Annotated in this window: 20 protein-coding genes; 1 reads left to right on the forward strand and 19 read right to left on the reverse strand. The window is 34.4% G+C overall.

The annotated features are described in order from the left end of the window. Positions 1-26: 26 nt before the first annotated feature. The 15 genes from NK213_RS04615 to NK213_RS04685 form a co-directional block, all read right to left on the reverse strand. Complete coding sequence (locus NK213_RS04615) at positions 27-1,127, reverse strand: OmpA family protein (protein ID WP_253347197.1); 1,101 nt, start codon at positions 1,125-1,127, stop codon at positions 27-29. A gap of 204 nt (positions 1,128-1,331) precedes the next feature. Next, positions 1,332-3,095 (reverse strand): NADH-dependent [FeFe] hydrogenase, group A6, encoded by a 1,764-nt coding sequence (locus NK213_RS04620; protein WP_253347199.1) that lies wholly within the window; start codon positions 3,093-3,095, stop codon positions 1,332-1,334. 25 nt (positions 3,096-3,120) lie between these two features. Further along, the gene (gene nuoF, locus NK213_RS04625; RefSeq protein WP_253347201.1) at positions 3,121-4,965 is read right to left on the reverse strand and encodes an NADH-quinone oxidoreductase subunit NuoF; all 1,845 of its coding nucleotides are present in this window, start codon (positions 4,963-4,965) and stop codon (positions 3,121-3,123) included. Positions 4,966-4,979: 14 nt separating this feature from the next. Continuing rightward, positions 4,980-5,456 carry an NAD(P)H-dependent oxidoreductase subunit E gene (locus tag NK213_RS04630; RefSeq protein ID WP_253347210.1) on the reverse strand — a complete coding sequence of 159 codons (477 nt, stop codon included), beginning with the start codon at positions 5,454-5,456 and terminating at the stop codon, positions 4,980-4,982. A gap of 562 nt (positions 5,457-6,018) precedes the next feature. After that, positions 6,019-6,861: a transporter gene (locus NK213_RS04635; RefSeq protein WP_253347212.1), complete on the reverse strand. Its 843-nt coding sequence runs from the start codon at positions 6,859-6,861 to the stop codon at positions 6,019-6,021. A 188-nt stretch (positions 6,862-7,049) separates the two neighbouring features. Next, positions 7,050-8,243, reverse strand: coding sequence for an acetate/propionate family kinase (locus NK213_RS04640; protein ID WP_253347214.1), 1,194 nt, complete (start codon positions 8,241-8,243; stop codon positions 7,050-7,052). A 16-nt stretch (positions 8,244-8,259) separates the two neighbouring features. Next, entirely contained in the window at positions 8,260-9,252 is a 993-nt protein-coding gene (gene pta / locus NK213_RS04645; protein ID WP_371926373.1) for a phosphate acetyltransferase, read from the reverse strand. 42 nt (positions 9,253-9,294) lie between these two features. Then, entirely contained in the window at positions 9,295-10,338 is a 1,044-nt protein-coding gene (ftsY, locus tag NK213_RS04650; protein ID WP_253347218.1) for a signal recognition particle-docking protein FtsY, read from the reverse strand. After that, on the reverse strand, positions 10,328-11,017 hold the full coding sequence (tsaB, locus tag NK213_RS04655) for a tRNA (adenosine(37)-N6)-threonylcarbamoyltransferase complex dimerization subunit type 1 TsaB (protein WP_253347220.1): 690 nt from the start codon (positions 11,015-11,017) through the stop codon (positions 10,328-10,330). Before tsaB ends, ftsY begins: the two co-directional genes overlap by 11 nt. Continuing rightward, positions 10,998-11,450 carry a tRNA (adenosine(37)-N6)-threonylcarbamoyltransferase complex ATPase subunit type 1 TsaE gene (tsaE, locus tag NK213_RS04660; RefSeq protein WP_253347221.1) on the reverse strand — a complete coding sequence of 151 codons (453 nt, stop codon included), beginning with the start codon at positions 11,448-11,450 and terminating at the stop codon, positions 10,998-11,000. The genes tsaB and tsaE overlap by 20 nt, the downstream gene beginning before the upstream one ends. Beyond that, a complete protein-coding gene (gene rfaE2 / locus NK213_RS04665) occupies positions 11,440-11,931 on the reverse strand; it encodes a D-glycero-beta-D-manno-heptose 1-phosphate adenylyltransferase (protein ID WP_253347222.1) in 492 nt (163 codons plus the stop codon). Before rfaE2 ends, tsaE begins: the two co-directional genes overlap by 11 nt. A 271-nt stretch (positions 11,932-12,202) precedes the next feature. Continuing rightward, entirely contained in the window at positions 12,203-12,826 is a 624-nt protein-coding gene (gene upp, locus NK213_RS04670) for a uracil phosphoribosyltransferase (RefSeq protein WP_253347223.1), read from the reverse strand. Between the two features lie 76 nt (positions 12,827-12,902). Continuing rightward, entirely contained in the window at positions 12,903-13,145 is a 243-nt protein-coding gene (locus NK213_RS04675; RefSeq protein WP_012860083.1) for a type B 50S ribosomal protein L31, read from the reverse strand. A gap of 199 nt (positions 13,146-13,344) precedes the next feature. Further along, positions 13,345-13,956 carry a peptidylprolyl isomerase gene (locus NK213_RS04680; protein ID WP_253347224.1) on the reverse strand — a complete coding sequence of 204 codons (612 nt, stop codon included), beginning with the start codon at positions 13,954-13,956 and terminating at the stop codon, positions 13,345-13,347. 20 nt (positions 13,957-13,976) lie between these two features. Next, entirely contained in the window at positions 13,977-14,327 is a 351-nt protein-coding gene (locus NK213_RS04685; RefSeq protein ID WP_253347225.1) for a hypothetical protein, read from the reverse strand. A 403-nt stretch (positions 14,328-14,730) separates the two neighbouring features. Here NK213_RS04685 and NK213_RS04690 point away from each other — a divergent pair, with 403 nt between their 5' ends. After that, on the forward strand, positions 14,731-15,315 hold the full coding sequence (locus tag NK213_RS04690) for a hypothetical protein (RefSeq protein ID WP_253347226.1): 585 nt from the start codon (positions 14,731-14,733) through the stop codon (positions 15,313-15,315). A gap of 28 nt (positions 15,316-15,343) precedes the next feature. On the opposite strand, the gene NK213_RS04695 is transcribed toward NK213_RS04690, so the two are convergent. The 4 genes from NK213_RS04695 to NK213_RS04710 form a co-directional block, all read right to left on the reverse strand. Continuing rightward, the gene (locus NK213_RS04695) at positions 15,344-15,943 is read right to left on the reverse strand and encodes a hypothetical protein (protein ID WP_253347228.1); all 600 of its coding nucleotides are present in this window, start codon (positions 15,941-15,943) and stop codon (positions 15,344-15,346) included. Positions 15,944-16,104: 161 nt separating this feature from the next. Next, entirely contained in the window at positions 16,105-16,746 is a 642-nt protein-coding gene (locus tag NK213_RS04700) for a hypothetical protein (RefSeq protein WP_253347229.1), read from the reverse strand. Between the two features lie 70 nt (positions 16,747-16,816). Beyond that, on the reverse strand, positions 16,817-17,302 hold the full coding sequence (locus NK213_RS04705) for a hypothetical protein (RefSeq protein ID WP_253347230.1): 486 nt from the start codon (positions 17,300-17,302) through the stop codon (positions 16,817-16,819). Positions 17,303-17,439: 137 nt separating this feature from the next. Beyond that, the gene (locus tag NK213_RS04710) at positions 17,440-18,762 is read right to left on the reverse strand and encodes a PhoH family protein (RefSeq protein WP_253347231.1); all 1,323 of its coding nucleotides are present in this window, start codon (positions 18,760-18,762) and stop codon (positions 17,440-17,442) included. Positions 18,763-18,898: the final 136 nt, after the last annotated feature.

Genomic DNA, 18,898 nt, shown 5'->3' on the forward strand with positions numbered 1-18,898 from the left:
AATAAATACTGATGTTTGTCAATAAATTATTTAATTTGTGACTCTACATCCAGCTCATAATTAGTGTTATTTTCTCTGATAATTTTGTTATCAGGATAGAATTTAACTTCAACCCTTCTGTTTCTTGCTCTTCCTTCAGGATTGTCCTTACCGTTAGGCAGTGTATTTGGTGCAACTGGTCTGTCTTCACCATATCCTGCTACGTTATATCTGATTCCGTTTCCATTACCAATTACCTGTGTATAAACATCGGCAACTGCAGCTGCTCTTCTTTCAGACAGCTTTTGGTTGTATTCTTTTGCTCCCTTAGAATCTGTATGTCCTGCTACATCTAACACTCCTGTTAAATTGCTCTTTTGATTCAATGTTTTGATCTGCTGAGCAGCAGTTACTATTTCTTGTTTAGCATTTTCTTTTATTGTTGCTTTATCAAAATCAAAGTATGCTCCTGAAACTGTTAAATCCACAGTTTTTCCGATTGGCTGCGGTTTTTCAGGTGTTACTACTATTGGTGCAACTGGTTTTGCTGCTGGAAGTATAGGGTAATCTCTCTTTTCCCCTGCTCCAAAAGTGAAACCTAATTTAAGCGATACTTGACTTTCAGTTCCGCTGTGGCTCTTATCATTATTATCTGTTAATTTATATGTAGAACCTTCATATAGAAGTTCAGCATTAAACCAAGGTGCGAACTGTTTACCTATACCTGCTGCATAGTAAAATCCGTCTTTAGCTTTCTTAATAGTGTCTCTGTCTTCAAAGTTAAACTGGTACCCTAATCTAACCGGTACATAAAATGCATTTCCTGTAGAGCTATGCCCTATCCCTATTCTTGATACCGCGTAAACCGGTACTGACGAAAACGCCTTATATCCTCTTTTTCCATTTAATTCAGTCTGATACTCAGATCCAAGTCCCCATCTGAAACCGTCTTCAGGCTTTCCTGACATAATTTCCAGACCAATACTTGCTCCAGGTTCAAAACTATTTGGTTTTTCTCCAAATTCATCTTTTGTTATTGTTCTGTAACCTAATACACCAGGTTTCAAATCCACTGTTACAGCGCTTGAAACTTGTGATGCTACAGCCACTCCCAAAAGAAGCGAAAGATTTTTCATCCCTTTCTTCATTTGACTTCCTCCTACTTATTATTTTAGTTTTGGTATGTTCGTATAAATTATACAAAATTTTATACTAAAAAGCAAATTTTTTTATAAAAATGGTACTTTTTAAAACCATTATTTTGATTCTTATTAAATATATTTTATATAATTTTTACATAAAATGATATAAAAAGCTGTTCTGACACATTTCAGAACAGCCTTTCTATTTTATTAAATTTTATGTTTTTTGAAATACTTAGTGTGTAAAAGCTCATGTGCCTGATGACTCATCGGCTCTTTGAAATATTCATTATATAATTTTTTAATATATGGATTTTCGTGTGATTTTCTTATTGCTTTAGATTCATCTTCCACTCTGATTGCATCAGTTCTCTTTCTCAGTATAGAAGTGTTTCCATGATGGTAAGGCTGTCCTCCACCACCGATACATCCACCTTTACATGCCATTATTTCTATTGCGTGATACATAGATTTTCCTGCTCTTACTTCTTCAAGAAGTTTTCTTGCTTCTCCAAGACCATGTGCTATTCCTATTTTCAGATCAAGATCTCCTACTTTTACATCAGCACTTCTTACACCTTCAAAACCTCTTACAGCTTCATAATCTATATTATCCAGACTCTTTCCTGTATACCAGTCAGCAGCAGTTCTAAGAGCAGCTTCTATAACTCCTCCTGTTCTTCCGAAAATTACCCCTGCTCCAGTTGATTCTCCAAGTGGATTGTCAAATTCTTCGTCTTTCAGGATATTGAAATTTATATTAGCCTGCTTTATTAATCTTGCAAGTTCTCTTGTAGAAAGAACTATATCTGTATCAAAATCTCCGTCTTTAGAGAATTCTTCTCTTCCTGCCTCATATTTTTTAGCAAGACAAGGCATTACAGAAACTACTATCAGATCTTTTCTGTCCACGTTTAATTCCTTGGCAAATACATTTTTAGCCACGGCACTAAACATCTGCATCGGCGACTTAGCTGTCGACGGTATATCTAATAAGTCGTTAAAGTTATGCTCGAAGAATTTTACCCATGCCGGACAGCAAGATGTCAGAATAGGTAATTTTACACTAGTATCACCAGCAAGGTGTCTCTTTAATCTGTCTAAGAATTCAGATGCTTCTTCCATAATTGTCAGATCAGCTGCAAAGTCAGTATCAAAAACTCTGTCAAAACCTAATTTTCTAAGGGCTCCAACCATTTTTCCAGTTACAGAAGTTCCCGGATCATATCCGAATTCTTCTCCAAGTGCTACCCTTACTGCTGGTGCCGTTTGTACAATAACTGTTTTTGTAGGATCTGCAAGGGCTGATAATACATCCCATGTAGCATCTCTTTCTACTAATGCTCCTGTAGGACACACAGCAACACATTGTCCGCAGTATGTACATACTGAATCATTTAAGTCCATTTCCATAGCAGGTGCTACAACTGCATCAAAACCTCTGTTTACTCCTGAAAGAGCTCCTACTGTCTGAACTTCGTTACACATAGTTTCACATCTTCTGCACATTATACATTTGTCCATATCTCTGATTATTGACTTAGATATATCTTTTCTGTATGTAGATTCTTTTCCTTCATATGCTATTTCTTTTATCCCGAATTCATGTGCCAGATCCTGAAGTTCGCATTCTCCTGATTTCTGACAAACCAGACAATCTTTCGGGTGATCAGATAATAGTAATTCTAATACTATTTTTCTTGAATTTAGTGCTTTTATTGTATTTGTTTTTACTGTCATTCCTTCGTTAACAGGTGTCGCACAAGAAGGTGCCAGGTTTCTTCTTCCCTCTACTTCAACAACGCAGACTCTGCACGAAGCTGTTTTGTTTACACATCCAAAATCTGCCAGATTTAGATAGCATAATGTTGGAATGTTTACTCCTGCACTTTTTGCAGCAGCTAGTATCGTTGTTCCTTCAGGAACTTGTACTTTTATATCATCAACTATTACATTCACAAGTTTTTGACTCATTGAACTTTCACTCCCTATCTTTTAATTATATTCTGTCTATTGCACTGAATTTACATTTGTCATAACATGCACCACACTTAATACATTTATCCTGCTCAATGACATGTTTTTCTTTTACTTTACCTTCTATACATGACACAGGACAAACTCTTGCACAGGCAGTACATCCTATACACTTGTCGTTTATTACATATTTTAACAGTGCAGTACATTGACCTGAAGGACACTTTTTATCTTTTACGTGTGCCTCATATTCATGCCAGAAATTATTTAATGTAGATAATATCGGATTTGGTGCTGTCTGCCCCAGACCACACAGTGAAGTATCTTTTATTACGTTAGAAAGTTCTTTTAGTTTTCTTAAATCGTCTTCCGTTCCGTTTCCTTTTGTTATTTTTTCAAGTATTTCAAGTAATCTCTGATTTCCTATTCTGCAAGGAGTACATTTCCCGCATGATTCTTCTACTGTAAATTCCAGATAGAACTTAGATACTGCAACCATACAGTCATCTTCGTCCATTACTATCATTCCGCCGGATCCCATCATAGATCCCTGTGCCATCAGACTGTCAAAATCTATTGCTACATCAAGGTGTTTTTCAGTAAGACATCCTCCAGACGGTCCTCCTGTCTGAACTGACTTAAATTTCTTTCCGTCTTTGATTCCTCCGCCGATTTCATAGATAACTTCTCTAAGAGTAGTTCCCATAGGTACTTCTATCAGTCCTACGTTATTTATCTTTCCTGCAAGGGCGAATACTTTTGTTCCTGATGATTTTTCAGTACCGAATGATTTAAACCAGTCAGCCCCTTTATTTATGATTACTGGTATATTTGCCAGTGTTTCTACGTTATTAACGTTTGTAGGGTATCCGTTATATCCGTGTTCTGCCGGGAACGGCGGTTTCGTAGTAGGTTCTCCTCTGTGCCCTTCCATTGAGTGGATAAGTGCTGTTTCCTCTCCACATACGAATGCTCCTGCACCATATTTTATTTCAATATCAAAGTCGAATCCTGAATTAAATATGTTCTTTCCAAGAACTCCACTTTCTTTTGCTTCTTCAAGTGCTATTTTCAGTCTCTTTATCGCAAGAGGGTACTCTGCTCTTATGTATACAAGACCGTTACTTGCCCCGATAGCATATCCGCAGATAGCCATAGCTTCTATTATAGAGTGAGGATCTCCTTCAAGTATTGATCTGTCCATGAATGCTCCCGGATCTCCCTCATCGGCATTACATACTACATATTTTTGGTCTGCTTTATTATTTAGTGCAAACTGCCACTTCATCCCTGTAGAGAATCCTGCTCCTCCTCTTCCTCTGAGTCCTGAATTCTTTACGATTTCTATTACTTCCTGCTGATCCATTTCTGTTACTTTATGAAGTGCAGTATATCCGTCATGAAGAAAATAATCGTCTATATCTTCCGGATCTACTAATCCACAGTTTCTTAAAGCTATTCTTCTCTGTTTTTTATAGAAATCCATATGATCTGAATCGCTTATTCTTTTTTTAGAAACCGGATCTACATATAGTAATTCCTCTACTTTTTCTTCACCTATAAGATGTTTGTCTACTAATTTATCCACATCTTCAGGTGTTACTTCTGTATAAAATGTATTATCAGGAAGCATTTTTACTATCGGACCTTTTTCACAAAATCCAAAACATCCCGTTTTTATTACTCTTATTTCATCTTCTTTTCCCAGAGCTTTCACTCTTTCTTCCATTTTAGCAGCTATATCATTACTACCTGAGGAAATACAACCTGTTCCACCGCATATAAGAACTTGCTTGCTGTATTTTCTGCTTTTATTAATACTGTCTTTTAAAGTATTTAACTCTTCTATAGAAGTCACACGTGACATAAGTTCCCTCCTAATTATTTATATTCATTTATAATTTTCTTTACTTCTTTTACTTCCACTTTTTTATACACTTTTTCACCAACTAATACCACTGGTGCAATACCGCAGGCACCTACACATCTTAATGCATCTATTGAGAATTTCCCGTCAAGAGATGTCTCACCAGATTTAATTCCTAATTCTTTTTGGAATTCTTCCAATACTTTATCTGCTCCTCTTACATAGCATGCTGTTCCCATACATACTGAAACTGCATGTTCACCTTTTGGTACCATTGTAAAAAATGAATAAAAACTAACAACTCCATAAACATTAGCAAGAGATTCATTTAATTTCTCCGCAACATACTCCTGAATCTCTCTCGGCAAGTATCCAAAGATTTCCTGAGCCTTGTGCAAAACAGATATTAACGATCCCTTTTTAGTTTCTAATGAGTCAATAAAAACATCAAGTTCTCTAAAACCTGCTTCTTTTAATTCGTTTGCACACATTTTTTTTCCTCCTTTATTTTGTCAATCAAATATTTTTATATTAAATTTTTTTTGATATTAAACATTTTGTTTATCTTACTAAGTTAATTTTTTCACAAAGAAAATTTACATAACGATATTATACACTAAATAGCTTTTAAGTCAAGTTAAATCTTGTTTTTTCCGTTAATTATATATTTTTTTTCAGAAACAACTTTATAGCATTAGTTTTCTATATGCTAAAAACTTCCGGACACTGTATTCAAAAGTAATACAGACAATTATTTTCATCAGATTGTTTTATTTTTTTTTAGCGAATAAATTATTTTTCATTTGCATATATAATTATTTTAAAATTAATATTTTCACAATGTATTTTTACTTACTATATTTTAGATATTAATATTTTTGCTGATATTTAATAAACCTGATCTTATCTGGTTTTATAAAAAAAGAAAACGGGTGTATACAATCCCCCGTTTTCTTATAAATTATTCTGATAATTTCATTATATTGCCGATCAATATCTATATATTACATTAATGCATAATGACCGGTACTAAAGTACAACTACAAACATTAATTATACTCCCCATCTAGGGTCGTTATCAGTACGTTTCAGATAATAACGCGGTGACAGTCCTATACTTAAAGGTACTACTCCGCCTAATTTCACGACTTTCCCCACTCCTACTTCCAAGGGGGCGCTCAGCTTATCATCTACCCAGTCATAATCAAGTTCCACGTTTCCGCTTACTGTCCATCCGCCTTTGATATGATATGCCACAAACGGCTGTATTGATGTCTCATTAATATCTCTGTCACCTTCACCGCCAGTTGACCACAATTGTTCCGCGAGACCGCCGAAAGTCCAGCTTTCTCTCTGTACGACTATAGTAGCAGCCGGCCCGAAAGCCCATTTCTTCGAACTAAATTCATCTTTTCCCAAAGGAATATTTACAATAGGTCCTACACCCCATATCAGTTTGTTCGGCCCTTGATCTGAACCTCCCTGCGGTGCAAAAAAGAAACTTTGCTCAATATCTCCTATACCTTTTTGTGAAGTATCCCCTACTACACCGTTTTGCTGTATCAGAGGAATTATTGTTCTTATTATTACTTTCCAGTCTTTTCCAAGATTTACCGGTATTACAGGCTGTATATTTAAAGTATTTCTTTTTCCGTAATTCGGTCCTACATCCCCGTCAAAATCATATTCAAAAGGAAAGATATACAGTGAAGACACAGGATTCGACAATTCTTTCGATATCTCATCCACACTCTGATTCCTGTCATTCGCCGCCGCTGCCTTAACCTCTGCTCTGTCACTCAGAGCCAGAAAAGGAAAACACATGATTGCTAACAAAATGAAAATTCCTCTTGCTGTATTCTTTGCAGCACCAGATTTATAAGCTGGTTTTGCCATATTAAACCACTCCTACTTGCTCAGAATTCAATTCAGACTACTATTAATACTATACTTTCTTTGCTCTTTTATTCAAAATGTTTTTCTATATACAAATGTTAGCAAAATTGGCTGTCTTTGTCAATTAATATTTTGCAAAAAAAGAAACAGTAATGCTGTTTTAATGCTATACTGTTTCTTCTTTTTGATTATTTTGCTAATTCATATGTATCTCTTGCTATCATTAATTCTTCTGCAGTTTCTATTTTAAATACTCTTATTTTTGAAGCTGCCGTACTTAATTCAACGTCACCGCTGATTCTTTTTCCGTTTATTTCTTCATTCAGTTCTACTCCAAGGAATTTTAACCCGCTGCATATGTCTCTTCTCACAGCTGAATCATTTTCTCCTACGCCGCCTGTAAATGCTATTGCATCTACTCCGTTTAATGCAGCAGCATATGCACCTATATATGATTTTACTCTGTATGTAAACATATGGTGTGCAAGATAAGCTCTTTCATCTCCTACGGCATTGGCATCTTCCAAATCTCTGAAATCCGAACTTTTCCCGAATATTCCCAAAACTCCTGACTGCTTATTCATTCTCGCATCCATCTGTTTTGAGTCAAGTCCTCTTTTTTCCATTATGTATAATACAGCAGCAGGATCAATATCACCGCATCTTGTTCCCATCATAAGCCCCTGCAGCGGTGTAAGCCCCATTGATGTGTCTATAGATTCACCATTCTTTACAGCTGAAATACTTGCTCCGTTTCCAAGGTGGCACACTATTATTTTTGAACTTTTATTATCTATTAATTCTGCTGTTCTTTCACTTACATATTTATGAGATGTCCCGTGAAATCCATACTTTCTTACTTTTAACTCTGTATAGTCTTCATAAGGAAGGGCATACATATATGCTTCTGCAGGTACTGTCTGATGGAATGCAGTATCAAATACAGCTACATTCGGTTTCCCAGGAAGCAGCTCCTGCATTACTCTTATTCCCATAATATTAGCAGGATTATGAAGAGGAGCCAGTTCTGCCACTTCTTCTATTTTTTTCAAAGCTTCGTCAGTTATTAATGCCGATCCTTTAAAATATTCTCCGCCGTGCACTACTCTGTGCCCTATTGCATCTATTTCGTTTACATCTGTTATATTTCCGCTTTCAGAATCCTGGAGGGCTTTTAATACTAAATCAATTGCCACTTTATGATTGGGCATATCTTTTGTTATTTCATTTTTTGTATCTTTTACTGTGTTTTTATAAACTAATTTTGAATCATTTATACCTATTCTTTCACAGATTCCTTTGGCCAGAGTTTCCTCCTTAGTCATGTCTACTAGCTCGAACTTTAGCGAAGAACTTCCGCTGTTAATTACTAAAACTTTCATGTTTTCCTCCTAAAAATTATAATTCTGATTCTACAGCCGTTATGGCGGCTACATTTACAATATCCTCTACACTGCATCCTCTTGACAGATCATGTATCGGTCTTGCCAGCCCCTGTATTAACGGACCTAAAGCTTCTGCTTTGGCAAGTCTTTGTGCTATTTTATACCCTATATTTCCCGCTCCAAGATCCGGGAATATGAGAATATTTGCCTCTCCTTTTACTTCGCTGTTCGGAGCTTTTTTACGTGATACTTCCGGCACCACTGCCGCATCAAACTGTAATTCCCCACCAAATTTAAAATCAACATTTCTTGATTTTAAGATTTCTACTGCTTCCTGAACTCTTGTTACATCCTCCGAAGAAGCACTTCCATAGGTAGAAAATGACAGCATAGCCACCTTAGGCTCTTTTATATTTACCAGACTTCTTGCTTTTTCAGCACTTGAAATTGCTATATCAGCAAGCTGTTCTGAAGTAGGTTTCGGAATGACACCACAGTCACCGAAAATAAGAACTCCGTTTTCACCGTATTCAGGTGTATTCGTTATCATTATCATGGAACTTGATACAGTTTTCAGACCCGGCTTTGTTCCCACTACATGTATTGCCGCTCTCAAAACGTCTGCTGTCGGTGAATTTGACCCCGCTACCATTCCCGACACATATCCTTTTCTTACAAGCATTGCACCAAAATAAAGATTATCATGCTCCAGAGTTTTTCTGGCTTTTTCTAATGTCATCCCTTTTTTTTCTCTTAATTTAAAAAGTTCCTGCACAAAGTCATCCATCTGAGCATATTCTTTTGGATCTAATATTTCTGCACCTTCTATACTTACCCCCAATTTTTCGGCGCTGGCTTTTATTTCATTTACCGCACCTACCAATACTACCTTTACTGTCCCTTCTTTTATCAGCTGTGCAGCTGCTTCTATTACCCTAGTATCTTCAGTCTCGGGTAATACTACTTTTTTTCCGAGGCTTTTAGCTTTGCTCTTGATTTGTTCCATCAAACTTGACAATTCCCATCACTCCTTAATGTTTTATATATATTAATCAAAAATTGCATTAACAAATTCATCAGCGTTAAACTCACGCAGATCCTCTATTCCCTCACCAACTCCAAGATATTTTATAGGTTTTTTCAGCTCATCGGATATTGCAAAAATAATTCCTCCTTTTGCAGTACCATCAAATTTAGTAAGTATCACACCTGATAAATCAACTATTTCATTAAATAACTTTGCCTGTTGGAGTCCGTTCTGACCCGTAGTACTGTCTATTACAAGTAATTTTTCAAAATTTTCCTCACCTGACTGCTGCATGATTATCTTATTTATTTTCTCCAGCTCTTTCATCAGATCAGACTTATTATGAAGCCTTCCTGCTGTATCTATAATAGCTACATCATATTTTTTATTACGGGCTGTACTTATTGTATCGAAAACCACTGCTCCGGGGTCACTTCCATGTGACTGCTTTACTACTTCCACGCCTGTTCTTTTTCCCCATTCTTCCAGCTGTTCTATTGCTGCAGCCCTGAAAGTATCTGCTGCCCCGATTATTACTTTTTTATTTTTCTGTTTCAGTTTACTTGCTATTTTACCAATCGAAGTTGTTTTCCCTACTCCGTTTACACCAACTACGAGAATTATATTTAATTTTCCGTCTATTATATTCAAAGCACTGTCTTCACTGGAAATTTTTTCTCTCAAAATCTGCTTTAGTATTTCGTATACTTCCTCAGAATCTTTTACTTTGGCTTTTTTCACCCGTTCTTCCAGTTCTTCTATTGTTCTCAGAGTCATATCAAATCCCAGATCCGACTGAATAAGCAAATCTTCCAGCTCTTCATACATCTCGTCATCTATTGGTTTTCCAGTAAAAACTTCTTTCAGCTTAGTAAAAAAGCCCTTTTTGGTAGTTACAAGCCTTTCTTTCAGAGGTTTGGGCTTCTCTGCTGTGTTTTCTTCAGGCTGTTTTTTAATTTCTTCGTCTATTACCTCTTCTGTTTCTTCTTCCGGTATGTCAGTATTGTTATCTTCATTATTTTCAGCTTTATTTTTTTTCAGCTTGAACAGATCTTTAAGTGCCATTCTTTATCTCCTTTTCTGCTTGAGATTTCTCCAGATAATATGGTTTCAGACTGTAAATGTCTGTTACTTCATAATTTTTTCTGATAAGTATTAATGTAGAAGCTTTTATTTTTATATTTGAATATAAGGGAAATTTTGCATTTTCACCCAGTTTTGCAATGATCTTTTCTCTGTAATTAAAGGCTCCGTCTCCTGAAAAATAATATATACAGTTATCAGTATACAGTTTTTCCAAAAGTTCATCCAGTTTTATGACCTGATAGTCTTCTAAAAGCTCCAGACCATTTGGACCAGTTACTGATATTGAATAATATATTTTTTCTTTTCTTGAATCAATGATAGAAACAACTTTCTCCCCCGGCACATTTACCTGATAAGCCAGTGCGTCAAGCTCATTCACAGGATAAACAGGAATCTTTTTTGCAAAAAACAAACCCATCACAGTGGCTATTGCTATTCTAACTCCTGTAAAAGAACCCGGCCCTTTTGATACTGCCACCTCGTCAATATCTGATACTTTTTTCGACGTCCAGTCAAGCAGTTTGTCTATTTTATCCAGAAGTGTCGCCGAATGAGTCTTTTCTATATCTACGGTAATTTCACCCAGAAGTCCCTTTTCTTCATCATACAAAGCAATACTCCCTGTTTTTGTGGTAGCGCTAATTCCCAATATCAACATATTTTTTTTCTCCGTTTATTATTTTATATACTGATACTTTTCTTGTACTTTCAGTATCATAAGCCAGTTCTACAAAAAGAGCATCTTCCGGAAGTTCTTCCTGTATTTTATCAGCCCATTCTATAATAGATATCCCGTCTCCGCCAAGATAATCTTCATAACCTATATCATATATTTCCGCTGCTTCTTCCAGTCTGTATACATCAAAATGATACACTGGAATATCACCGGAATTATACTCTGTAACATAATTAAAAGTAGGACTTTTTACATTTTCCGTTATATTAAAATATCTGCATACAGTCTTGGTAAAAGTAGTCTTCCCTGTTCCCAGATCACCGATTAATGCAAGACTATCGCCTTTTTTCAATATCCGGGCAGTATTTTCTGCAAGTTTATCCAGCTCTTCAAATGTCAAAACTCTACTTTTCATTTTTACTCCCATAAACATCCAGTATTTTTTCTATTACTCCTGTAGTGGATTTATTATCAACAAAAGATAGAATTTCTACGACTCCGCCGTTTTTCTCCACTATCTCAGTTTCAGGAAGCTCTTCCTTTTTATAGTCTCCGCCCTTTATATGGACATCTGGTTTAATTCTCCCTATTATCTCCACAGGAGTTTTTTCATCAAAAATAACAGCATAATCCACAGGCTTCAGACCCAGTATCATTTTCGCCCTGTCTTGCTCGCTGTTTATCGGTCTTTTGTCGCCTTTATTTATCTTTACTGCTGAATCACTATTTATACCCACTATCAGAATGTCTCCGAATGATTTCGCTTCTTCCAGATATGTAAGATGCCCTACATGAAGTATATCAAATACACCGTTCGTAAAAACAACCTTTTTATCCTGTTTTTTCAAATCTGAAATAAACTTCCCTATATTCTCTCTGTCCAGTAAATTTCTCATTCTAACTCCTCTTTTTCAGTGTAATGTCGTTATTTTAGTATAGCATATTTTTTTCAGAGATAATTATAAATTTTTATTATTTAATATGATTAATTTTTTATTATTTCTTTACAAATAGGTATGCACCAAAGGTTTGTCGGTTTTATAAAAAAACATTATTTTTTTCAGAATAAATTTCTTTTTTAGAAAACAGACGAAAGGGACCAGAGTTTAGTCCCTTTTTTCCGTATATTTGTTTTCAATAAATTTTGTATTTATTATTTAATCAATATTATTTAGTTCCAAAAATTCTGTCTCCTGCGTCTCCAAGTCCTGGATAGATATATGCATGTTCGTTTAATCCTTCATCTATACATGCTGTATATATATCCACATCAGGATGCTTTTCCACTACTTTTGCTATTCCTTCCGGTGCAGCTATTATACATAAAAATGATATATTACTTACACCAAGGTTTTTCAGATAATCTATAGTGTAGTTAACTGAGCCTCCTGTTGCCAGCATAGGATCTACCACAAGAACTTTGCTTTCTGCCACATTAGAAGGCATTTTCGCATAGTAATAAACAGGGTCAAGTGTTTCTTCATTTCTGTATACTCCTAAATGCCCTACTTTTGCCGTGGGAACAAACTGTAATATTCCTTCTACCATTCCCAGCCCTGCTCTTAATATAGGTACCAAAGTTACCGGCTGGCTTAATACTTTTGTTGTTGTTTTCTGAAGCGGAGTTTCTGTTTCCACTTCCTTTACTTCTAAATCCTTTGTAGCTTCATAAGTCATTAAACCTGCTATTTCATTTAAGCTCTCTCTAAATAATTTAGTATCTGTATACTTATTTCTTAGATTCGTCAGTTTATGCTCTATTAACGGATGTTTTATTTCGATAACAGACATTTATATTTCACTCCCTCATTGTATTTTCATAAAAAAAGCAGAGATTACTATTACACCTAATAGCTCCCTCTGTTTATTATAAATTATATTTTTTCTTAAATTTATCAACTCTTCCAGTTTCATCAACAAATTTAGATTTTCCTGTATAGAACGGATGTGATGTAGAACTTGTAGCAACTTTAACAACTGGGTATTCTTTCCCATCTTCCCAAACAGTTGTTTCTCTTGTCGCTTTTGTCGACTTTGTTAAAAACTTAAATCCATTACTAGTATCTTCAAAAACCACTAATCTGTAATCTGGATGTATATCTTTTCTCATCCTGGTACTCCTTTCCAACATTTTAAAATTTTCATAGTTCGTATTATTGTATCATATGTTTTTTTTTTTTTCAAGGGATTTTGAAATATTTCAATATTAAAATTTCTTATTTTTTTGACTATTTATATTATATATTATTTCCCCTAAAACATTTATTTTTTCTAATACTAAAAGAGGGTGCGAATTGCACCCTGTATATTTATTGTTGTCTAAATTTTGCATTTAGTGCGGCATTCCATTCATCCAGCTGATTCGAATAAAGCATCAGGAATTCCTCATAGTCTTTTCCTCTTATTTCTATACTGTTAATTACATCACCCTGTCTTATTGTTTTCAAAACACTTAAGTCAGCTCTTGTCTTCAGTTCACCAAAAATAGTATATTTTCCGTTTAACTGATCTAACGGGTTTATTGTAAGAAAAAACTGTGATCCATTTGTATCAGGCCCGGAATTCGCCATAGCAAGCATTCCCGGATCATCGAAATTCAGCCACTTTACTATTTCATCATTAAATGTATAACCAGGACCACCTGTTCCGTCACCATTCGGGTCTCCGCCCTGAACAAGTGTGTTCGGCAATACTCTGTGAAATGTCAGCCCGTTATAAAATCCTCTTCTTGAAAGATTTACAAAGTTTAACACTGTAAGAGGGGCTGCCTCAGGATATAAAAATACGTTTATGTCACCTTTGTTTGTTCTTATTGTCGCTTCTAAGCTATAATTTTTTGGTTTGTTGCTTTTAAACCAACCGAATGAAAAGCTGGACATTGAAAGCATAACTAATGTAAGTAGCACTAAGATTTTTTTCATTTTCTTTTTCCTCCTAAAAACTAATTTTTATGGTTTTGTTCTATAATTTTCTCCACGTTAACCTCTAAGTTGTAGTCGAATTCATAAATTTTGAAATCAAATTCTTCTATTTCATAATCGTATCTGGCAATACTTTTTTTTGAAAAGAAATTATCAAAAATTACTACTATCAAAGTATCATTTCCTTTCAAATCCCTGGCATTTACTATTTTCAAATATCTATCCTTATTTATATTAAAGGTTTCCTTTAGTACCGCAAGAAATCTGTCTCTGTTTTTTATTTCGTAATATAGGTTTTTCACTATCTCCGGAAGTTTTATGCCAAAAAGAATTTCCGGTTCTTCCTTCTTTTGAAATTTTATTACTGCCATTTTTCTCTCCATGCATTTTTTATAAATGATAACATATTAACAGGCAAATTTCAATTTTTATCGTCACTCACAGTGATAAAATTTATTTTATAGTTATTTTCCATCTGTAAATCAGATAATATATACTATTCACTGACTTTTTATTTCAGCTTTTACCTATTGGAATTTTTTATAAAAATAAAATCAAATTCACTTTTTTATTATTTATTTTTTATCATCATTTTATTATCTCATATTTTTGTGAATCATGTGTGAACTTTTTTATTTTTTTCTTCTTACTAAACTATATAATTCTTTTTATTCGGCTCTTATAACATATTAATTATTAAATTTGAATTTTTAACTTTACAAAATTAAAAATATCTATATAATAATAGTGTATAAGTTTTGAGGGGTGATATGTTTGAAATTAACAGTCAAGGAATATATGAGCTCGCGTAAAGTCTCGCGTAGAACTATTTATAACAGAATTGAAAATAATCAGCTTACCACTATCAAGGAGAACAATAAACTCTATATAATCGAAGAAAATCTTGGTACTAAAAAAAGCGGCATTACGAAAAATCAGGTCTCTAACTCGTTAGAAGTTAATTCCAAGCTTCTTAAGGAGATTCAAAAGGAAATTAACAACCTGATTATGCTTACCAACGAATTTGATTATAAACTCATAAGAGAAAGACTTGTATCTCTTGATAACGCTAACATTAACGTATTTAATAAACTGGACACAATAAGCAAATATAAAATCGATGAGAATTTCGGTCTTATTTTATCCCAGCTTGAAAAAAGTGTAAATACCGGCGAAATTCTGAGTAAAAAAGTAAATGACATCGAAGAGAGAATGAATATGCTTGAGCAGAAATTCGAGCTTATTTATGAACACGTAGTTGATTTTTCGGAAAAATTCAGTATTCTGTTCAGTGACAGATTTGGTGAAAAAACAGAAAGAGAAAAAAAGAAACTCATTAATATATTCAATAAAAAATAAGGGCATAATACCCTTATTTTTTTATATTTTAGTCATTCCAGTATATCAAATACAATTTGAGCTTATTTTTTTCAAATTTAAATTCATATGCTGTTCCTCCGTCTCCTTCAGGCTCTTTCGGGGTAAGCTTGTTAGGCGTCCAGTATTCTATTGCAAATAATCCTTCATCGGCATACTGGAGTTCCACACGATCATCCCATATACGCCCTGTTTCAAGATATTTTTTTGTGTTTTTTTCCATATAATAATATGATGACATATGAGCATCAAAATAATATTTTCTTTTTTTATCTTCTTCTGTTGCGTTATTTTTAAAATAATTTGTTATTTTTCCTGAGTTTGGATCTACTTTTATATATAACAGCGGCTTTAGATTATCAAATATTCTTTCTTTATATTTTTCCATATCTTTCGCAGTCATAGCTTTCTTTCCGTACTCGTATTCTTCCGGTACATTCCCCATCTCGTCGGTTATCAATGCTGTCAGTTCTTTTGTAGGGAGTTCCGTCATTGCTATTATCGTTTTTATATCTTTATTTTCCAAAGCCTGCTGAAAAACATAAAACTGTTTCACCATTTCTTTCTTTTCTTCCTGTGTAAATGTTCTGGCATTTATCAAAACTGACATTAATATTGTAAGTAATATTATAAGTTTTTCATATTTCCCCTCATTTCATGTGTTTTTTTATATTATTCCGGCGTTTATCCCGAACTTGATTCAAGACTCTTTAGTCTGAATCCGGTATTTTTCAATCTTAACTATACTCTCCGCTTTTTTCCACAGTGAAATTAATCATTCACATACAAATCCTGAAGTCTCAGCTTATTCTCCTTAAAACTAAACACATATACAAAACCGCTTCCCATAAAGGAATCTTCCGGAGTAAGCTTATTCTGCCACAAATAATCCAGAACATATAAACCATCCTCCATAAATTCCAGATCTGTCCGATTATCCCATATACGCAGATTTTCCAGATATACCTTTTCTTTTTTGGAATTATAATAGTAATAACAATCTCTGCTTCTGTCAAAGAAATATTTTTTCTTTTTATCCTCTTCTGTTGCATTGTCTACAAAATAATTTTCTACTTTTCCTTTATCCAAATCTACTTTTATATCATTAAGAACTTCCAAATCTTCAAATATTTCCGCACTATGTCTTCTGAGCATTTTTTCAGTGACTATTATTCCCTCCCGATCCCTTGTTATTTCTTTTTCTTCTTCAGCAGTAAACGGTCCCATTATCAGAAGAAAACCACGTATATCCGGAAATTCCAGCATAGAAATAAAACCATCAATATCTTTATTTTTCACTATATTCTGAAATTCCACAAACTGCCTTAACATTTCCTGCTTTTCTGCTTTTGTCGGAGTTTTTGCACTTATCATTACTGTGAACAAAAGCATGATTAATATAACTTTCTTCATCTTTCCAACTCCTATAGTATATATTTTTTGTTTGTAACTTTTTCTCTTCTTATTCGATAAATTTCTGAAATTACCATTTTCTTTCCACATCAAAAAGCTTGAGCTTATTTTTGTACATTTTAAATTTATACATAATATAGCCCCCGCATCCGTTTGATTCTCCCGGTACAAATGTTCCTGTTATACGGAGTTCTTCTTCTTTAAAAGCTCCTGTATATTTCATATTACAGGCAAAACCTTTTTCCAGATAGTCTGAAACAGAATTATTCTCTGTATTTACTTTCATATACGTGATACTTTTAAATTCTTCCGTGACATCATCCACTTCTTCCAGAAAATCACTTTCTTTCATAGTTTCATCATAATCTCTTCCATGCTCCACAAGCAGTATGGGAAACTTGATCATACCTTTCAAAGTATTTCCGTCCTTAGCTTCCAAAGCTTTCTGAAAAACAGAAAACTGCTTTAACATCTCTTGTTTCTGAGAGTCTGTCAGTGTTTTCGCGCTTATTGCCATAGAAAATACTACTGCTAATAGTAATATAACTTTTTTCATTTTCACTCCTTTATTTTTTTATTATATTTAAAGAATTAAATATCTAAAAATTTAATATATACAAAATATTTCCAGCTAATAAAATCAGGACAGAAAAGCTCTTTCACTCTCCTGCCCTGAAAATCTGCTTTTAGTTTTTATAATAATTTACTTGCCAGTTCCGACACATCTGAACGTTCACCTTTTACAAGTGTCATATGACCTGCCAGCTGCTCTCCTTTCAGCCTTTCAGCCATATACGATAATCCATTGCTGTTTTCATTCAGATAAGGACTGTCTATCTGGAAAGGGTCACCGGTAAGCACTATCTTTGTATCTTTTCCTACTCTAGTTATTATAGTTTTTATTTCATGCGGTGTAAGATTCTGAGCCTCGTCTATTATAATAAATCCCTGTGGAATAGACCTTCCTCTTATATATGTGAGTGGTTCCACTTTCAGAAGTCCCATACTTTCCAGTCCTATTATCACTTTTTCTGCATCGCTGCTGTTTGCAGGCTGTTTACTGCTAGCAAGGAATTCTATATTATCATAGATCGGGTGCATCCACGGACGCATTTTTTCCTTCTCGCTTCCCGGAAGATAACCTATATCTTTTCCCATTGGAATAACTGGTCTTGCTATAAATATTTTTTTATAAAGCTTTCTTTCTACGACCTGTTCCAGTGCAGATGCTATTGCCAGAAGTGTTTTCCCTGTTCCTGCCACTCCCATCAGACTGACTATTTTTATTCTCTGATCCATTAATAATTCTATTGCTTCTTTTTGTTCTGTATTTCTTCCGTTAATTCCCCAGAGTGTAGACTCAGAAAATACAGTTTTTTCTATTTTTCCTCTTTCTTTCTTATAAATTCCCAGCACACTTTTTCCTGCACATGTAAAATTAAACATCTCATTGGCAAGCGGCTCCTTATCAAGTAAAAGTGAATAGTTCACCACAGGAGCTTTATATATAAGGTCAAATTTACTGCTTTCCAGCTCCACTGTCCTGTTTCCTGAATAAAGAGTTACTATATCCAGTTTGTCTTTTACATAATCCATTGTTTCAAGCCCCAAAACATCAGCCTTTATTCTGACATTCATATCTTTGGATATAAGAACTACTTTTGTGTCTTTATTCTCATTTTTCTGCTTCAAAGCCATAGCTATTATCTTATTGTCAGCCAGTGTCTTGGAAAATGCATCAGGCAGATACTCAAGTTCGTGATCACCGAGAAGTATTCTGAATTCCCCGCCTTCTTCGTTTTTTATCCCGTTCGAAAGAGTTCCTTTTTCTCTAAGGGAATCTATATTTCTTGAAGCTTCTCTTGCAGATTTTCCCACATAATCATTATAGTTTTTCAATCTGTCTATTTCCTCTATTACGTAAATGGGAATATAAACATCATTATCCTTAAAGTCAAAAATACAGTTAGGATCATGTATTAATACATTTGTATCTAATATAAAGATTTTTTTCATGCGTCTCTCCTTCTGCTTTAGAATTTGATCAGTGTATGCCCTCTGTTATACTGTCTGCTGTATAGCTGTAATCAAGTTAATATTAACATATGCTTTCTTTTTTATCAATACTTTTAGGCAAATACAATACTTTTTT

The organism is Sebaldella sp. S0638, assembly GCF_024158605.1.
Taxonomy (GTDB): Bacteria; Fusobacteriota; Fusobacteriia; order Fusobacteriales; family Leptotrichiaceae; genus Sebaldella.

Excerpts from the sequence above, each read along its gene's own strand:
- tsaB (WP_253347220.1), bottom strand. The coding sequence starts at position 11,017 with ATGTTGATATTGGGAATTAGCGCTACCACAAAAACAGGGAGTATTGCT.
- NK213_RS04620 (WP_253347199.1), bottom strand. The coding sequence starts at position 3,095 with ATGAGTCAAAAACTTGTGAATGTAATAGTTGATGATATAAAAGTACAA.
- rfaE2 (WP_253347222.1), bottom strand. The coding sequence starts at position 11,931 with ATGAGAAATTTACTGGACAGAGAGAATATAGGGAAGTTTATTTCAGAT.
- NK213_RS04680 (WP_253347224.1), bottom strand. The coding sequence starts at position 13,956 with ATGAAAAAAATCTTAGTGCTACTTACATTAGTTATGCTTTCAATGTCC.
- ftsY (WP_253347218.1), bottom strand. The coding sequence starts at position 10,338 with ATGGCACTTAAAGATCTGTTCAAGCTGAAAAAAAATAAAGCTGAAAAT.
- NK213_RS04635 (WP_253347212.1), bottom strand. The coding sequence starts at position 6,861 with ATGGCAAAACCAGCTTATAAATCTGGTGCTGCAAAGAATACAGCAAGA.
- NK213_RS04630 (WP_253347210.1), bottom strand. The coding sequence starts at position 5,456 with ATGTGTGCAAACGAATTAAAAGAAGCAGGTTTTAGAGAACTTGATGTT.
- NK213_RS04685 (WP_253347225.1), bottom strand. The coding sequence starts at position 14,327 with ATGGCAGTAATAAAATTTCAAAAGAAGGAAGAACCGGAAATTCTTTTT.
- tsaE (WP_253347221.1), bottom strand. The coding sequence starts at position 11,450 with ATGAAAAGTAGAGTTTTGACATTTGAAGAGCTGGATAAACTTGCAGAA.
- NK213_RS04695 (WP_253347228.1), bottom strand. The coding sequence starts at position 15,943 with ATGTCAGTTTTGATAAATGCCAGAACATTTACACAGGAAGAAAAGAAA.
- upp (WP_253347223.1), bottom strand. The coding sequence starts at position 12,826 with ATGTCTGTTATCGAAATAAAACATCCGTTAATAGAGCATAAACTGACG.
- pta (WP_371926373.1), bottom strand. The coding sequence starts at position 9,252 with ATGGAACAAATCAAGAGCAAAGCTAAAAGCCTCGGAAAAAAAGTAGTA.
- NK213_RS04705 (WP_253347230.1), bottom strand. The coding sequence starts at position 17,302 with ATGAAAAAAGTTATATTACTATTAGCAGTAGTATTTTCTATGGCAATA.
- NK213_RS04675 (WP_012860083.1), bottom strand. The coding sequence starts at position 13,145 with ATGAGAAAAGATATACATCCAGATTACAGATTAGTGGTTTTTGAAGAT.
- NK213_RS04640 (WP_253347214.1), bottom strand. The coding sequence starts at position 8,243 with ATGAAAGTTTTAGTAATTAACAGCGGAAGTTCTTCGCTAAAGTTCGAG.
- NK213_RS04700 (WP_253347229.1), bottom strand. The coding sequence starts at position 16,746 with ATGAAGAAAGTTATATTAATCATGCTTTTGTTCACAGTAATGATAAGT.
- nuoF (WP_253347201.1), bottom strand. The coding sequence starts at position 4,965 with ATGTCACGTGTGACTTCTATAGAAGAGTTAAATACTTTAAAAGACAGT.
- NK213_RS04615 (WP_253347197.1), bottom strand. The coding sequence starts at position 1,127 with ATGAAGAAAGGGATGAAAAATCTTTCGCTTCTTTTGGGAGTGGCTGTA.
- NK213_RS04710 (WP_253347231.1), bottom strand. The coding sequence starts at position 18,762 with ATGAAAAAAATCTTTATATTAGATACAAATGTATTAATACATGATCCT.